16 protein-coding genes are annotated in these 17,282 nt (G+C 33.9%); 5 read left to right on the top strand and 11 right to left on the bottom strand.

What is annotated here, in order from left to right:
• Positions 1-15: 15 nt before the first annotated feature.
• Positions 16-564: a DUF2911 domain-containing protein gene (locus tag ACZ2G2_RS01120; protein ID WP_101202994.1), complete on the bottom strand. Its 549-nt coding sequence runs from the start codon at positions 562-564 to the stop codon at positions 16-18.
• 184 nt (positions 565-748) lie between these two features.
• Here ACZ2G2_RS01120 and ACZ2G2_RS01115 point away from each other — a divergent pair, with 184 nt between their 5' ends.
• The 4 genes from ACZ2G2_RS01115 to ACZ2G2_RS01100 are packed head-to-tail and all read left to right on the top strand — an operon-like array spanning position 749 to position 4,153.
• Complete coding sequence (locus ACZ2G2_RS01115; RefSeq protein ID WP_470393530.1) at positions 749-1,306, top strand: RNA polymerase sigma factor; 558 nt, start codon at positions 749-751, stop codon at positions 1,304-1,306.
• Positions 1,290-1,871 (top strand): hypothetical protein, encoded by a 582-nt coding sequence (locus ACZ2G2_RS01110; protein ID WP_470393528.1) that lies wholly within the window; start codon positions 1,290-1,292, stop codon positions 1,869-1,871. The genes ACZ2G2_RS01115 and ACZ2G2_RS01110 overlap by 17 nt, the downstream gene beginning before the upstream one ends.
• Positions 1,872-1,891: 20 nt before the next feature.
• Positions 1,892-3,430, top strand: a complete 1,539-nt coding sequence (locus ACZ2G2_RS01105) for a hypothetical protein (protein ID WP_470393527.1) — start codon at positions 1,892-1,894, stop codon at positions 3,428-3,430.
• Positions 3,431-3,463: 33 nt separating this feature from the next.
• Positions 3,464-4,153, top strand: coding sequence for a peptidoglycan DD-metalloendopeptidase family protein (locus ACZ2G2_RS01100; protein WP_470393526.1), 690 nt, complete (start codon positions 3,464-3,466; stop codon positions 4,151-4,153).
• Between the two features lie 3 nt (positions 4,154-4,156).
• Here the strand turns inward: ACZ2G2_RS01100 and ACZ2G2_RS01095 are convergent, their stop codons facing one another.
• From ACZ2G2_RS01095 to aceB, 4 genes are all read right to left on the bottom strand, one after another.
• On the bottom strand, positions 4,157-4,567 hold the full coding sequence (locus ACZ2G2_RS01095) for an MFS transporter (RefSeq protein ID WP_090839247.1): 411 nt from the start codon (positions 4,565-4,567) through the stop codon (positions 4,157-4,159).
• Positions 4,568-4,656: 89 nt separating this feature from the next.
• Positions 4,657-5,091, bottom strand: coding sequence for an RbsD/FucU domain-containing protein (locus ACZ2G2_RS01090; RefSeq protein ID WP_470393524.1), 435 nt, complete (start codon positions 5,089-5,091; stop codon positions 4,657-4,659).
• 212 nt (positions 5,092-5,303) lie between these two features.
• Positions 5,304-6,926 (bottom strand): isocitrate lyase, encoded by a 1,623-nt coding sequence (locus ACZ2G2_RS01085; RefSeq protein WP_470393522.1) that lies wholly within the window; start codon positions 6,924-6,926, stop codon positions 5,304-5,306.
• A gap of 74 nt (positions 6,927-7,000) precedes the next feature.
• Positions 7,001-8,599: a malate synthase A gene (gene aceB / locus ACZ2G2_RS01080; RefSeq protein ID WP_470393520.1), complete on the bottom strand. Its 1,599-nt coding sequence runs from the start codon at positions 8,597-8,599 to the stop codon at positions 7,001-7,003.
• 119 nt (positions 8,600-8,718) lie between these two features.
• On the opposite strand from aceB, the gene ACZ2G2_RS01075 reads away from it, so the two are divergent.
• Complete coding sequence (locus ACZ2G2_RS01075; RefSeq protein ID WP_470393518.1) at positions 8,719-10,194, top strand: helix-turn-helix domain-containing protein; 1,476 nt, start codon at positions 8,719-8,721, stop codon at positions 10,192-10,194.
• 6 nt (positions 10,195-10,200) lie between these two features.
• On the opposite strand, the gene ACZ2G2_RS01070 is transcribed toward ACZ2G2_RS01075, so the two are convergent.
• From ACZ2G2_RS01070 to ACZ2G2_RS01045, 6 genes are all read right to left on the bottom strand, one after another.
• Positions 10,201-10,617 (bottom strand): hypothetical protein, encoded by a 417-nt coding sequence (locus ACZ2G2_RS01070; RefSeq protein WP_272023363.1) that lies wholly within the window; start codon positions 10,615-10,617, stop codon positions 10,201-10,203.
• 168 nt (positions 10,618-10,785) lie between these two features.
• The gene (gene secA / locus ACZ2G2_RS01065; protein ID WP_090839261.1) at positions 10,786-14,142 is read right to left on the bottom strand and encodes a preprotein translocase subunit SecA; all 3,357 of its coding nucleotides are present in this window, start codon (positions 14,140-14,142) and stop codon (positions 10,786-10,788) included.
• Positions 14,143-14,382: 240 nt separating this feature from the next.
• The gene (locus ACZ2G2_RS01060) at positions 14,383-14,604 is read right to left on the bottom strand and encodes a DUF2795 domain-containing protein (RefSeq protein WP_006989959.1); all 222 of its coding nucleotides are present in this window, start codon (positions 14,602-14,604) and stop codon (positions 14,383-14,385) included.
• Positions 14,605-14,766: 162 nt separating this feature from the next.
• Entirely contained in the window at positions 14,767-15,339 is a 573-nt protein-coding gene (locus ACZ2G2_RS01055; RefSeq protein ID WP_470393516.1) for a cob(I)yrinic acid a,c-diamide adenosyltransferase, read from the bottom strand.
• A 71-nt stretch (positions 15,340-15,410) separates the two neighbouring features.
• The gene (locus tag ACZ2G2_RS01050) at positions 15,411-16,349 is read right to left on the bottom strand and encodes a hypothetical protein (RefSeq protein WP_470393515.1); all 939 of its coding nucleotides are present in this window, start codon (positions 16,347-16,349) and stop codon (positions 15,411-15,413) included.
• A 77-nt stretch (positions 16,350-16,426) separates the two neighbouring features.
• Positions 16,427-17,206 carry an O-methyltransferase gene (locus ACZ2G2_RS01045; RefSeq protein WP_470393513.1) on the bottom strand — a complete coding sequence of 260 codons (780 nt, stop codon included), beginning with the start codon at positions 17,204-17,206 and terminating at the stop codon, positions 16,427-16,429.
• Between the last annotated feature and the right edge of the window lie 76 nt (positions 17,207-17,282).

Raw genomic sequence — 17,282 nt, 5'->3', positions numbered from 1 at the left:
TAAGCGTTACTAAAATTAATCTTTTAAAGGGACTTCAATTTTTACATTATCCCAAGCCATTGTCATTTTTAAATCGTCTGTAGAGTTGTCAAAAGCGACTGTAAATTGCTCTACGGTTTTATCTAGTTTTTGTGCGGGTACTTCAACTTCTACCACGTCAAAATTAGGATCCCAATTAGGTTCCATTTTTTCGTTAACTCCCCAATCATATTGTTTAGAGTTAAACATGACTTTCCAGTTATCCGCTTTTGGTACGGTCCAAAGGGTATATTTTCCTTTAGGTAATTTAACGCCTTTTATTGATAGATCATGATTAGTCTCAAATGTAGTTGCCTCATTGGCACCAGTACGCCACACTTTATCAAAAGGGACTAATGCACCAAAAACATCTCTGTCACGTTTTGAAGGCCTGTTGTATACAACTTTTACATTTAAGTCGTTAATTTTGATTCCGGCAGTATCTTTTGGACTTAAAGGTTTATTAAATAGTCCTGTGCTAGTCGAAAATTGATAACCTACGACACCAATTACGACAAGAATTAATAGATATATAAATTTTTTCATTTTAATTTAACTGGATAATAGTCATTAATAGTGAAACAAAATTAACTGAAAATTTAGTACTTACAGAAGGATAAGCCTTAAATTATTCTAAATATTTGTGCTAAATTGAAAAATAATATCACTTTTTTGCAACACTGCTTTTTTTGTGTCGTCTTTAAGCTGAACACTAACCAAAAACCAACAAGTGAAAGTCGTTACTTTAGATAACATCGAGTTGTGTAAACAAAACAACCGGAAAGCCCAAATGCAGGTGTATCAGCAATACTGCGATGCCATGTATTATGTTGCTTTACGATTTGTAAACCACACAGCCGAGGCAGAAGATGTCGTCCAAGATGCTTTTATTAAGGCATTTAGTAAACTACATCAATTTAAAGGCGATGTTACTTTTGGCGCTTGGTTAAAACGTATTGTTATTAATAAAAGTATTGATTACTTAAAGTCTAAAAAGCAACGATTGGTTGAATTGGACGAGGTGCATCTGAAGGTAATAGATACCGATACAAATGACAAATGGTTAGTAGATGATACAACAACTTTAGACCAAATAAAACAAGCCATTAACAGCCTCCCGGATAAATACAAATACGTAGTCATGCTATTTTTAGTAGAAGGGTATGATCATCAAGAGATTTCGCAAATTTTGAATATTACAGAAGTTGCCTCGCGTACCCAATTATCCCGAGGAAAAGTAAAATTGCAAGACCTTTTAAAACACACCCATTATGGCGAAAGATATTAAAGACTTATTTAATGCAGATAATACATTATCCAAACCCCAAATGTCTAAAGGACATGAGGCTAGATTTTTGGACAAGTTAGAGCACGCATTGCCAGAGAAAACCAAGTCTAAATGGACATTTTTAAATATTGCAGCAAGTGTATTGTTAGTAATTGGTTTAGGATTTGGAAGTTATACGCTTTTTAAAACCCAAACGACGCCAACACAAGTCGTGGAAACGGATAATCCAACACCAAAAACTAATACTACAAAACCATCTATAACATTAGGAGATATTTCTCCTGATTTAAAAAAGGTGGAAGATTATTACGTGGCCAATATTAATTTAGAATTATCTAAACTAAAATTGACACCGGATAATAAAGAGTTGTTTGATGGGTATGTGTTACGATTGGAAGAGTTGAATGCAGAATATAAAAGCTTGTCTACAGAGTTGACTACTAGTGGCCCAGATGAGCATACCGTTAATGCATTAATCCAAAATCTTAAACTGCGTTTAAACTTGATGTATCGTCTTAAGGAACAGTTAAGTCAGTTAAACAGTATAAAAGCTTCTCAAGGGTAAGCTTTAAAAATTATAATATAATGAAACACTATAAAATATTAAAAACTATAGCGCTTAGCGCAATCCTTTTGTTGGTAACCTTAAGTGTTACTGCGCAACAAAAGATGAGTAAAATTGATCAATCTGTAAGAGCAGATCGTGATGTAACGGTAGATCTAAATACAAGTCATACCAATATTATTGTGGAAACTTGGAATAAAGATTATATCGAGGTCGAAGCCTTTATTGAAAGTAAAAAACTATCCAAAGAAGATCTACAAAAAGCATTAGATAATTGGGAGGTTAGCTTAACTGGAGATTCGGATTATGTAAAAATTACCTCAAAAGGATCTAAGGGTATTTGGTCTGATGATATGAGTTTGACCATTTTGGATGAAGCGTCAATCCAAGCATTGGCTAACTTGCCAGAAAAATTAGAAATAAACTTAGGACCACTGTTACAAAAGTTAGAGCAATTAGATGTTTTAGGAGAATTGCCAGAAAAACTAAAATCATTACGCATTCCAAAGTCTCCGGACGGGAATTATAATGTCGATTTTGATTACGATAGGTATAAAAACGAAGGTGAATCTTATTTAGATACGTGGAGTAAAAAATACCGTAAAGACTATGGTGAAGCTTATGAGCAAGAAATGCGAACTTGGGCAAAAAGCATCAACCAGGAGGATATTGATAGATTTGAAAAAGAAATGGAAGCTTGGGGCGAAAATTTTGGTAAACAAATAGAAAGCTTATTTGATGATGATTTTGAGAAAAGTATGGAAGCGTGGGGTGAGAATTTTGGTAAGAAGTTTGAAGAAGAAATTGCTCCTAAATTAGAAGCTTGGGGAGCGCGTTTTGAACAGGAAGTTGCACCTAAGTTAGAGGCTTGGGGAAAACGATTTGAAGCTGAGTTTGAACGTAAAATGGAAGCACAGTTTGAGGACGATGGAAAAAAAGGAAATGACAAAAGCAACAAGCTGTTTAAGGACATAGATTATAATACAACCAAAACCATTATTATAAAAATGCCTAAAAAAGCCAAGTTAAAACTAAACGTCAGACATGGCGAGTTAAAATTAGCCAATGCATTGGAAAACGCAAAAGGGGACGTGTCTCATGGATCATTTATAGCTAATCACATTAATGGGGGTAATACCTCCATTAATGTGTCTTATGCTAAAGTGGCTATAAAAGACTGGATGTCTGGTCAGTTAAAATTAAACTATGTCGATGATGCTATAATAGCTAATGCAAATAACCTGATTTTAAATGCGGTATCTTCAGATATTGAAGTTAATAACCTGTCTGGTAACTCCGTGATTAACGGTAGTTTTGGAGATTTGTTAATTAATACAATCGCGTCAGATTTTAATAATTTAAACATTGTTTTAGAAAACTCAGAAGCTAAATTAAAGCTGCCAAATACAGATTACAACTTGTATTTTAATGGTAGTCGTTCTAAATTTAATAACGTGTCAGCCTCTAATAAAACCATTAAAAATTATCCAAACGATAATAGTAATACTAGTAAAACCATAATTATAAATGCTAAGTTTAGTAATGTAATTGCTAAATAAAATTTCTAAATTTGAATTCAATATTGTTTTAATATGAATTCAACTACACCTTCTTCTTTTTTAAGTCAATGGACTGGACCAGCTCTAAATGTTATAGATGCATCCATCCCAAAATCGGATTATATCGCTATAGATTTATCCAAAGCTAATCAGGATTTAAATACTTTTGATGTGGCATCATCTTCCGCCTGGGAGATTTATATGACTAATTATCTTAAAGCGCACAATAAGCAAGTTGCTTTTGGCGGCTATTTAGAGACTAGAAACCTATATAATCGTAGTGCTTATTTTTCGGCTCAAGCCGAAGCAGAACAGCGTAACATCCATATTGGGTTAGATTTATGGTGTCCAGCCAATACAGCAGTTTTATCTTGTTTTGATGGTACAATTCATAGTTTTAATAATAACACCAATTTTGGCGACTATGGGCCAACTATTATTGTAAAACATACCATTAATAACGAAACTTTTTATACACTTTACGGGCATTTAAACGAAGCATCAATAGCTAATTTAAAAGTGGGAGCTACTGTTGCTCAAGGCGAAACCATAGCACATCTTGGAGACGCTTCTGTAAACGGAGATTATGCCCCGCATTTACACTTTCAGATTATATTGGATATACAAGATAAGACTGGAGACTATCCGGGCGTTTGCTGTTTAAATACGCTTGCTTTTTATAAATCAAATACTGTAGATCCAGGACCAATTTTAGGAGTATAACAATTAATCTAAAATTTGTAAATCTCTTTTAATACGTTGTTCTGTTGGCATTAATAAAGCTAAATATACAATTAGAAGTAGTCCAAAAACAATAAGCTCTGGTTTAAGTATTAAGATTAAAAAGGCAGCACCTTCTATAATAGCATAACGCACAATAGATGCACTTTGGTAGGGTACTATTTTTTCTTTTAAGCTAAGCGCGTTGTCTATTTTGGAAACCAACATTTTAAACATCAAATTACTGATTATAAAAGCAGCGATAGGAATCGCTAAATATATCATGTTATCGTTATCTAATGTTGGTAATTTTAATTGACTAAAGTCAGATAAATTACCTAATACAAAGTAGGCAACTACTAAGCCAGCAACTAATGCTAAATGAATAATTCTAAATACTTTTAATTGTTCTTTCATGGGTTTGGGATAGGTTTTGTATTAAAAACTGGTGTGGTATAAAGGTTTTTAAGTAGAAGCTTGTCTTTTAAATTTGTAAAGTGATCTTATTAAAAACCACTTTCTTCAGCCATTTTTACAACACCTACAGTTAAAATCAAATTGGCAAAGCGACGTTGCTCTCCGGTTTGAATTATTAAAGTCGTTTCTGGGGCTTTAATTTTGTCATAAAAAGCCCAACGTTCCATCTCATCCCATGTAACATCTCCAAGCGCTTTTTTATAAGCGTCATGTATTTCTGCATTTGCTTCAGCAGGTTTTTCCATAACAATGGCGCCTTGAAAAGGACAGACTTCTATTAGACCTTTAAGTACGGTAAGCGCATCTAACAATCCAGGACGAAAGTTGAGGTGGACTGTTGTCGAGTTTGGACCTGTCATGGCGCCAACAGGTAAATTACCGTCAGCAATGACAACTTGTGCAAAATGACCTGAGCGCGCTAACGCTTCCATAATTGTAGGGTGAATAACTGGAGTTTTTAACATAATTGGTAGTTTGGTTTGATGTATAGTTAATAAGATCCTGTTTTATAGAATTTTATTAAAAGTCAAACGAAGTTAATTAAAAAAAGGATAATTTCAAGTTGTTAATTTGTCTTTGCGTCAGTTGTAATATGTGCAGTATAAATAAAAACACACAAACCTAAGTTGTTAATAGGTTTGTGTGTTTAAATAAAGTGCGCTAACAATGTTAATAGTTATGCTGCTGAAACAGCTTTTGATATAGTGTTTGTTTTGCTTTCAAATTGATTTGACGTGTTGTTTTCTCCGCCTGCTTTTAAAGCTTTGTCACCTGCAAAAAACGTTTTATGATCATCTCCAAGATCAGAACCTGCCATTCTTTGGTGTTTGACGCAAGACACGCCTTTGCGGATTTCTTGTCTTTGTACATCCTTTACATAAGCTAACATCCCATCTTCGCCAAAATAACCTTTCGTTAAATCATTCATATGCAACGCAGTGGTATGGTAGGTTGGTAGTGTAATTAGGTGGTGGAATATTCCAGCCTCTCTAGCGCCATCTTTTTGGAATGTTTTAATTTTTTGATCTGCACGAAAACATAATTCTGTGTTATCATATTCTGCAGCCATTAAATTATTACGGTCGTAAGCTGTTACATCTTCACCTTCTGCAAGCATCTCTTGATAAGCTTGATTACGGAAGTTTAATGTCCAGTTAAATGATGGTGAGTTGTTGTAAACCAATTTAGCATTAGGTATTACAGCTTTTACGCGATTAACCATATGTGCAATTTGTTTTACGTTTGGTGTTGGCGTTTCTATCCATAATAAATCAGCACCATTTTGCAAGCTTGTTATACAGTCTAAAACGACACGATCTATATTTGTACCGTCTTTGAATTTGTATAAACCATTGGCTAATCTTACAGGTCTTACTAGTTTCCCGTCTCTTTTTAGTAGTACATCGTCTTCTTTGGCATCAGTAATGGCGATTTCTTCAGCTTCGACAAATGCTAAATATTGTGATGCTAAATCTCCTGGTTCTTGACTAACTGGTAGTTTCTGGGTTAATCCAGCACCTTCAGAATCTGTTCTTGCAACAATAACACCCTCATCCACGCCTAATTCTAAAAAGGCATATCTAATGGCATTTAATTTTGCAGTAAAATCTTCGTGTGGTACAGTTACTTTACCATCTTGATGTCCACATTGTTTAGCATCAGATACTTGGTTTTCAATTTGTATAGCACATGCGCCTGCTTCAATCATTTTTTTTGTTAGTAAATAAGTAGCTTCTTCATTACCAAAACCGGCATCAATATCTGCTATAATTGGTACGATATGGGTTTCAAAATTATCAATTTGATCTTGCACATTTTCTCCATTTTCAAGTCTTTTAAATAAATCATTTAATTCTATGGCATCTGCTTGACGTAAAAAATCATAGATTTCTGCAATTAGACTTGGCACTGCTGTTTTTTCATGCATAGACTGATCTGGTAATGGTCCAAATTCCGAACGTAATGCTGCAACCATCCATCCAGACAAATATAAATAGCGCTTGCTTGTTGTTTTGTGGTGTTTTTTTACTGCAATCATTTTTTGTTGTGCCACAAACCCGTGCCAGCACCCTAAAGATTGCGTATAGTTTGAGTGATCTGCATCATATGCTGCCATATCTGCTCTCATAATACCAGCCGTATATTTTGCAATATCTAAACCTGTTTTAAAGCGGTTTTGAGTAGCCATTCTTGCTGCGCTTTCTGGTCGTATGGCATTCCAAGTACTGCCATACTTTGCTTTTAGATTTCTAACGGTTTCTAAAGCCGAACTATAATTTGATTGTGCTAAATTTTTCATAATTTTGTAATACGTTATTTTTTATTAATAATTAGATCCTGTTGATTGTTACAGCAATCGCAGGATTGTTTTTTTTATAGGTATTTGTAAGCAGGAAGCGTTAAAAATTCTTCAAATTTATCAGCGGTTACTAATTGGTCAAACAGAGAGATTGCTAGTTTGAATTTTGTGTTTTTTATTGTGTCTTCACCGTACTCGGTAACAATTTTTTCTACTTCATCATTAAATAATTCTTGATATAAGTCTACATTAAATGAACGTCCATCTTCAAGAGTGACTTCGTTTTTTAACCATTGCCAAACTTGAGTTCGTGAAATTTCAGCAGTAGCTGCATCTTCCATTAAATTGTAAAGCGCAACAGCGCCATAACCTCGTAGCCAAGCTTCAGTATATAAAATACCAACGTTTATATTTTTGCGTATGCCGGCTTCGGTAATCGTTCCTTTGGGTATTTCTACTAAATCTTGTTCGGTTATTGTAATGTCATTTCTGGTGACTTCTAATTGATTTGGATTTGGCATGTACTTATTAAATTCACGCATAGCAACAGCAACTAATGCAGGATGTGCTACCCACGTCCCATCGTGTCCATTTTTAACTTCACGTTCTTTATCTACTCTTACTTTTTCTAAGGCAACAATATTAGCATATTCATCATTTTTTATTGGGATTTGTGCAGCCATTCCACCAATAGCCAAAATGCCTCTTTTGTGACAACGTTGTATCACTAATTTAGAATACGCATCCATAAATGGGGACGTCATAGTGACTTGATCACGATTAGGTACCACAAAATTGGGATGGTTTCTAAATTTTTTGATAAAAGAGAAAATATAATCCCATCGTCCACAGTTTAACCCAACGATATGGTCTTTAAGTTCAAAGATTATTTCGTCTAACTGAAAACTAGCAGTAATCGTTTCTACTAAGACAGTTGCTTTAAACGTACCGTGTGGTACTTTTAAATACGCTTCAGCAAATGTAAAAACTGCATCCCACCAACGTGCTTCTAAATAGTGTTCTAATTTTGGTAGATAAAAGTAAGGCGCTGTATTATTATCTAATAGCGTCTTTGTGTTGTGAAACACGTATAATCCAAAATCCACTAAGCTTCCAGAGGCTTCTTCGTGATTAATAGTAATATGTCTTTCGTTTAAATGCAAGCCCCTTGGTCTTACCATTAAAACAGCTGTTTCAGGATTTAGTTTGTATGATTTATTTCGTTTTAAATCCTTTAAAGAAATGGTTTTGTTGTTAGCGTCTATTAAGTTTTGCTGTCCAGATATAGCATTATCCCATGTCGGCGCGTTACTGTCTTCTAAATCGGCCATAAATGTTTTGGCACCTGAGTTTAGAGCATTAATAATCATTTTTCTGTCCACAGGTCCTGTGATTTCGACACGACGGTCTTGTAAATCATGAGGGATAGTGCCAGCAGTCCAATCTGATGTTCTAATAGCTTTTGTTTCTTTTGGGAATTTTGGGAATTGACCACTATCAAAAATTTGTTGTTGCTCGATACGTTTTTTTAATAATTCTAAGCGTTCAGAATTAAAATTTTCATGAAGTGCATTTAGAAAAGTAAGTGCTTCATCAGTTAAAATTTCAGGATAGTAATTTGTAACGTCTTTAGAGAATGTAATCTTAGGAGATTTTAAAAGTGTGTTTTCCATGATGTTATGATTTTATATGACAATAGTATAACAAAGATTTTAATAAAATAAGCGAACGTTCGCTAAAAATGATTTTTCGCTGAAATTGAATATTCGCAAAAAAGAGTATATTTGCTATTATGCAAGAAGATTATATTAAATTGATATTTGGCTTAAAGCTAAAGCAGATAAGGACTGATAAAAAATTATCATTGTTTGGGCTGTCTAAACTTTCAGGATTATCTAAGTCGTATTTAAACGAAATAGAAAATGGAAAAAAATATCCAAAACCTGATAAAATTGCTATTCTTTCAGAAAAACTAGATGTACCATATGATCAAATGGTGTCTTTAAAGCTAGATAAAAACTTAGCGCCAATTGGTGATTTGTTACAATCTAAAATTTTAAAAGAAATACCTTTAGAACTTTTTGGTATTAAAGAAAGCAACTTGATAGACATTGTGGCAAATGCACCAGCAAAAGTCAACGCGTTTATTAGTACTATTATTAAAATTGCAAAGAATTATAATTTTAGTCGCGAAAGTTTTTTTTTAGCTTCTGTAAGATCTTTTCAAGAGGCTAATAATAATTACTTTGAAGATTTAGAGCAAAGTGTTTTAAAGTTTGCAAAAGCCTATCAGGTAGATTTAGATCAGACGGTTAGATCTCAAGATTTAAAAGAAATACTTGTAGAAGAATTTGGTTATACTATTCTAGATAATGAGTTAAGCAACTATGACGCTTTGGGTAAATTACGATCCTTGTTAGTGCCTAAAACAAAGACGTTGTTGCTGTCTAATGAAATTGACGAAGCACAACGTAACTTTATTTTTGCAAAAGAGTTGGCTTATAATTTTTTGGATATAAAAGAGCGCTTGTATACTTTTCCTTGGATCAAGTTTGATACGTTTGATCAAGTTTTAAATAATTTTTATGCCTCTTATTTTGCAGGTGCATTAATTATACCTAGCGCTAAAATTAAAGCCAAATTAAGTACTGTTTTTGAAAAAGACACCTTTGATGCTAATTTGTTTTTAGAGGCTATTAATAGTTTTAATGGCTCTCCTGAATCTTTTTATCAACGCTTAACTAATATATTACCTAAAGCATTTAATATTCAAAACCTTTTCTTTTTAAGATTTACGCATAAAGCGAATAGTAATAAATTTTATCTTACTAAAGAGTTGCATTTGTCACATCAACAATCGCCTCATGCCAACGAAACTAATGAGCATTATTGCAGACGTTGGGTGTCTTTACAAAAGTTAAAAGACATAAGTTTAGGTAATAATACTCACGAATTTGATGTTCAAATTTCTAATTATCAGGATGATGGCGTGAAGTATTTAGTCTTATCATCTGCTACAAAAGATCCGTTTAGAGATAACCACTACCGAAGTATAAGTGTAGGTTTGTTAATTAATAAACAGTTACAACGTAAGCTTAATTTTTTAGAGGATGGTAACATTGCAACCCAGAATGTTGGTGTTACTTGCGAGCGTTGTCCAATCACAGATTGCAAGGTTAGAGAGGTGCCAGCTATATTTTTAGAAAAAAAGGCTAAAAATGAAAATATGGCTGCCATTGTAGCAACGTTAAATAGTAAATTTTCTTAGTAAAATTTAGACCAACGCACCAAAGACATGTCTTGCTGCTAACGATTTTCCAAAGAAAAAAGCAGCGATTGCTAGTAGTCCATCGCTTACTGAAAACCATAACGCTTTAGGTAGCATTATAATAGTGGCAGCAGTAGCAATAACCATAAGTCCACCAACGATATAAGCCGGTATCATGCTTGTTTTAGAAATTATTCCAGCAACTAACATCCCTAATAATATACCTGAAAAATGAGCAATTACAACAAATACTTTGGCGCCATTAGGCACTAAATGTAAGTTTGCTTTTAGGGACTCCATATTATTTGGGTCTATAGTATCGGGTAATGGATAAAAGGTGTGTCCTAATAATGTTTCGATTAAGTATACTGTTGCAGATGCAACTACAAATCCTACAATGGTGGCTAAAATATTTTTAAGCATGGTGGTAAGTATTGTTACTCAAACAGGAGTTGGTTAGTTATTCAATTTACAAAATTATATTTAATCTCCTAATAGAAATAAGTAGGAGAGGGCATTCAAAAAAAAATCCCGATACTAAATTAGTATCGGGATTTTGTATTTAAAGTAGTACTAATGTTAGTAATTAACTTAATCGTTAACTATTACCCATTCCCCTTTAGTAATTAAAGGTTCTGCTTGTTTGTACTTAACTGTTTTGTTTTCTCCAGTAATAATGTGTTTGATTGTTACTTTGTCATTACGACCAATTTTTGGCTGGTCTCTAACAATTGTTTCTACCACTTGCTGCTGAGGTTGCGTATTAGAGGCAGCTCTGTTTTGTGCAGAACGTTCGTCTAAGTTTTGGATTTCTTCTTTTTGTGTTTGTAAGTTTTCCTTTTTACGTACTTCTTTAGCTTCGCTTATGGCATTGGTTGTTTCAGTTGGTAATTCTCCTTTAAATAAGAAAGAAATTACTTCTTTGTTAACCTGGTCAATCATTTCCTTAAATAATTCGAAAGCTTCAAATTTGTAAATTAATAAAGGATCTTTTTGCTCGTGTACAGCTAACTGCACAGATTGTTTAAGCTCGTCCATTTTACGTAAATGTGTTTTCCAAGCATCATCAATAATAGCTAAAGAGATATTTTTTTCAAAATCTGTAACTAATTGTTTTCCTTTTGTTTCGTAAGCTTTTTCTAAGTCTGTTACAACTTGTATGTTTTTTACACCATCTGTAAAAGGAACAACGATACGCTTATATCTGTCACGTTGGTTTTCGTAAACATTTTCAATAATAGGAAATGCAATGTCAGCATTTCTTCCCATTTTCTCTTTGTAGTGTTTAAAACCAGCTTTGTAAATGTTTTGTGCAATATCTAAAGGAGACATTTTATTAAATTCTGCTTCTGTAATTGGAGAAGACATTGAGAAATATCTAATCAATTCAAATTCAAAATTCTTAAAGTCACTAGCAGCTTTATTAGACTCTGCAATACCTTCAGAGGTATCATAAATCATATTTGCTAAATCTACACGCAGACGCTCTCCAAATAAGGCGTTATAACGACGCTTGTATACAACTTCACGTTGCGAGTTCATCACATCATCATATTCTAATAAACGCTTACGTACTCCAAATTGATTTTCTTCAACTTTTTTCTGTGCACGCTCAATAGATTTAGAAATCATAGAATGCTGAATCACTTCGCCTTCTTCTAATCCCATACGGTCCATCATCTTAGCAATACGCTCTGATCCAAATAAACGCATCAAGTTATCTTCAAGAGACACGTAAAATTGTGAGCTTCCTGGATCTCCTTGACGACCAGCACGACCACGTAACTGACGGTCTACACGACGTGAATCGTGACGTTCTGTACCAATAATTGCTAAACCACCTGCTGCTTTAACTGCTTCAGATAATTTAATATCCGTACCACGACCAGCCATGTTTGTAGCAATAGTTACCTGACCTGGTTTACCAGCTTGATCAACTATTTCTGCTTCTTTTTTATGTTGCTTGGCGTTTAATACGTTGTGTGGTACTTTACGTTGTGCTAAAATCTTACCTAGTAATTCAGAGATATCTACAGACGTTGTACCAATTAATACTGGACGTCCTTGTTGTGATAGTTTTGTAACCTCGTCTACAACTGCATTATATTTTTCACGTTTAGTTTTGTAAACTAAATCCTGTCTGTCATCTCTAGCAATTGGTCTGTTAGTCGGAATTTCGACAACATCTAATTTATAGATTTCCCAGAATTCTCCAGCTTCCGTTACCGCTGTACCTGTCATACCTGACAGTTTTTTGTACATTCTGAAGTAATTTTGAAGCGTTACCGTTGCAAAAGTTTGCGTTGCATCTTCAATCTTTACATTTTCTTTGGCTTCAATAGCTTGGTGTAATCCATCGCTATAACGACGCCCATCCATAATACGACCTGTTTGCTCGTCAACAATCATTACTTTATTTTCCATGACCACATATTGTGTGTCTTTTTCAAATAAAGCATAGGCTTTAAGCAATTGGTTAAGTGTATGAATACGTTCTGATTTGATTCCAAAATCACGGAATAAATCTTCTTTAGCTTCAGCTTCGTCTTCAGTAGATAAACCTTTAGCTTCAATTTTTGCAATTTCAATACCAATTTCTGGCATCACAAAAAAGTCAGGGTTGTCTTTTCCAGAAATGTAATCGACACCTTTATCCGTTAATTCAATTTGATTGTTTTTCTCTTCAATTACATAGTACAAATCAGCATCAACCTTAGGCATCTCGCGATTGTTGTCTTGAATGTAATAGTTTTCTGTTTTTTGAAGAAGTTGTTTTACACCGTCTTCACTTAAAAACTTAATTAATGCTTTGTTTTTAGGAATACCTCTGTAAACTTGTAATAATTTAAATCCACCTTCTTTAGTATCTCCTTCTCCAATTAATTTTTTAGCTTCAACTAAAACCTGAGTTAGATATTTACGTTGTGTATTTACAATATCATCTACTTTAGGTTTAAGCTCTGTAAACTCATGCTCATCACCTTTTGGTATTGGACCAGAAATAATTAAAGGTGTACGTGCATCATCAATTAATACAGAATCCACCTCATCTACAATAGCGTAGTGGTGTGGGCGTTGTACTAAATCTCCAGTAGCATGTGCCATGTTATCACGTAGGTAGTCAAAACCAAACTCGTTATTGGTACCATAAGTAATGTCTGAGTTATAGGCTTTACGACGGGCGTCACTATTTGGTTGATGGTAATCAATACAGTCAATACTTAAACCATGAAAGTTAAATATTGGAGCCATCCAAGCACTATCACGTTTTGCTAAGTAGTCGTTTACCGTTACTAAATGCACACCTTTACCAGCTAAAGCATTTAAATAAACAGGAAGTGTTGCCACTAACGTTTTACCTTCTCCCGTATGCATCTCTGCAATTTTACCTTGGTGCATAGCAACCCCACCAATAAGTTGTACATCATAGTGTACCATGTCCCAAGTAATGGCTTTACCAGCAGCATCCCAAGAGTTAGCCCAATGTGCTTTGTCACCTTCTAAGGTTACAAAATCTTTTTCTCCAGAAATAGTTCTGTCAAACTCATTAGCAGTTACTGTTATGTTTGTGTTGTCCTTAAAACGTCTAGCTGTTTCTTTAACTACTGCAAACGCTTCAGGTAATATTTTGTTTAAAGTCTCTTCTGTAGCGGTGTAAGATTCATCTTTAATTTTATCAATAGCTTGATAGATGTCTTCTCGCTTGTCAATATCCTCAGTTGCATTAGCTTCTGCTTGAAGTGTTTCAATTTTAGAATTAAACGGTTGGCGTGCTTCCGCAATAATAGCTTTAAACTCGTCTGTTTTAGCTCTTAATTGATCGTGAGATAAGGCTATCATAGCCTTTTCAAAGGTTTTAATTTTATTTACTATAGGTGTAATGGCTTTGACGTCTTGTTTAGACTTGTCGCCGACAAATACTTTTAGTACGGAATTTAAAAAACTCATAGTTATATTCTGTTTTATGTCTTAAATCAGTGCGTGGTTAGCGCTGAGCATGACATTTTTAGTTTATTTATTGTTAACGACTGTCACAGCGAGCGCAGTCGACTTGGTTTTATTTTAAGTCTGAGTTAAATAGACTGTCAATAAAAGTGGTTAAATATACGTTTTTAGCCGCGTTTGGCTAAATTTTAAAGCACAAAAAAAGTCTCTAATTGAGACTTTTTTGATACTATTTGTGTGTTATTAATACTCGTCCTCATTCCAGAGGTAATCTTCGTCAGTTGGATAATCTGGCCAAATTTCTTCTATAGAGTCGTACGAATCACCTTCGTCTTCTATTGATTGTAAATTTTCTACAACTTCTAAAGGTGCGCCTGTTCTTATAGCGTAATCAATAAGCTCATCTTTAGTTGCTGGCCAAGGTGCATCACTTAAATAAGATGCTAGTTCTAATGTCCAATACATTTCTTAATAGGATTTAATTTTTGCAAAAGTAAATTTTTTGTTTAAATAGTCAAGAAAAAAGTGAATTATTTTTTCATTAAATAAAAGAACGTCTTTAAAACCAAACTAATTGATACTAAAGTATTTTGCAGTGTTACTAATCACAGTTCTTTATAAAATTGATTACGTTTTTTTTGGAATCCACTTTACTTCGTCTGCTTGTAAGTCATGAGACAACTTTCGTGCCAAGACAAAAAGATAGTCAGAAAGACGGTTTAAGTATTTTAAAGTATTAGCCTCAAAAGGTTCTAAATCGTTAAGCGCTGATGCTAAGCGTTCTGCACGTCTGCATACCGTTCTGGTTATGTGACAGAATGACACAGTTTGATGACCGCCAGGTAACACAAAGTGTGTCATAGGTGGTAATTCAAGGTTCATAGCGTCCATTTCACGTTCTAGTAAAGCAATGTCATCATCAGATATTTTATTGATGTTTAAACGCTCTTTTCCATTTTTAAGAATCGCTTTTTCAGGGTCTGTTGCCAATACCGCACCAACCGTAAATAATTTATCTTGAATAATTATTAAGATGTCTTTATAGATTTGATTGATGTCTTGATCTCTCATCAAACCGATGTACGAGTTTAGTTCGTCTACCGTTCCGTAGCTATCAATTCTAATATGGTGTTTTGGTACACGTGTGCCTCCAAATAAAGCTGTCGTACCTTTATCTCCTGTTTTAGTGTATATTTTCATGTGACGCAAGTTAAAAGTTAAAAAGATTAAAACTTAAAAATTTAACTACAATTTAATGTTAGTCAATACTATTATTCGGTTATTATTTTGTCTTCTATTATTGTTTCTTCGGAATCTAAGGTGGGTTTAATAATGTCCTTAACGTTTACTAGTTTGTTTTTTAATTCGTTGTTTATATAAATGTTTTCAACAAGCAACGTATCATCAAACTCTAATTCACCGTCTTTATTAAACTTCCCTTTCATGTTGTTTACCGTTAGATAATTTTCATTATTACTTGAAGAAAACAACGTAAATACACTATGGTCTTGGTCTGCTTTTGTTACTAAAGCAAGGGTGTCAAAAGCTGTAGGATCGCCACTTTCAATAGCTTTAATTAATTCGCCTCTATTTTCTACAACATTAAAAGGTGGTAGGTTTTTAGATTCAAACCATTTGTTAGATAACTCGCAAAATGGTACTCTGGACCCGTTAGTTAAAAGTAGTGTTACCCCAATAATTAATAGTGCTTCTATAATCCAAATAATAGTTAAAATGGTTCCGCTAACGGTTGTTGATTTTATGCCCCAAGTACCGTATTCGTTTATATTAGCTATTAATTCAAATAAAGTTGCTGGGTTGGTGGCTAAAATGTATAATTGATTGACATCAACATTACTTGCAGTGATACCTATTCTAGAAGTTCCATAACTTTCTCCCATGTTAATAACTAGGTCCGCCCAAACGACCCAAGAAGAATAGAGCGCGATAATACTTGCTAAAAGCGCAAAAATAACAGCCAATGCTTTGTTTCTTACTTTTCCTAGTTTAATAACAAACTTTGATATTAGCCAAGCAATAGCAAAACCGACAGCTCCTGCAATTAAAAAATTAAGATAGATTATTGGAATGTACCAAATAGCGTAAGAATAGGCTAAACCTAAAAGTGGCATTGCTATTACTGAGATTAGAATAAAATAAAGAATTGCTTTTGGGTCAAATTTCCCTGAAGGAGAATAGTACTTATCCATGTAGTGGTTGGTTTAGATTAATATAGGATAAATATAGCTATATTTTTTAAACGTTGTTTTGTGGTAAAAACAATGCTTTACAATCTAATTGTAAAATGCTCCTTAGCTTGTTCTTGCCTGAAAAATACAAAGCCAAATTTGTAGGTGTCAATGGTTACAGTAACTTGAGGGTGGTTTTTTATAATTTCCCAAGCATCGGTCATTCCTTTTGACCAATAAATATCATCAAAAATCAACACAGAATCGTTGTGCATTTTAGGCAATAGCATTTCAAAATACTGCAATGTTGCTTGCTTGGTATGGTTACCATCGCAATAGACAAAGTCTAATGTTTTAGTTTTTAAATCCCTGATAACCTCTGCAAAATCGCCTGTTTTTAAAGTAATATGTTTTAAGTCGAACGTTTTAAATTGGGTTTTGGCTACAGCCGAAACATTAAGACAGCCTTCCACAGTAGTAATCTTTGCTTTTGGATTGCCAAGTGCCAGTGCTTGCGTTGCAATACCTAGAGAAGTACCAAGTTCTAGAATGGTATGACACTTAAAGTAATGCGCGATACGATACAGTAATTTGGCGTCTTTATAACTAGACCCAGCGACTTTAGTCATTTTAGAAATGACTCTTTTGTTGTTTTTAAAGACTTGGCTACCTGATCCTAAATCGGTAACGTCAATAGTAGAGGTGTTTTGTAGTAATTGTGTTCTGTAATTTTTTATGGTTTTGTAAGCGGAGTGCTTTTTTTTGTCGTAAAAACACTTAGTTACTAAATCATAAACAAAAGGGGAGTGCACACCATGTTGATTGGTGGAGCGTTTTAAAAAATTAAAGTAGGATTGTATTTGGTAAGTCTTACTCATTCTGATGTTAGTTCAAACTCCTCTTTCTTATAATTTCCTTATTTGGGAAATTAAAATTCATTCTCCTCTTTAACTA

It is taken from the genome of Olleya sp. KKT75 (assembly GCF_055635485.1).
The sequence above is the reverse complement of the archived record's forward strand: the minus strand, read 5'-3'. Positions and strand labels throughout refer to the sequence as shown.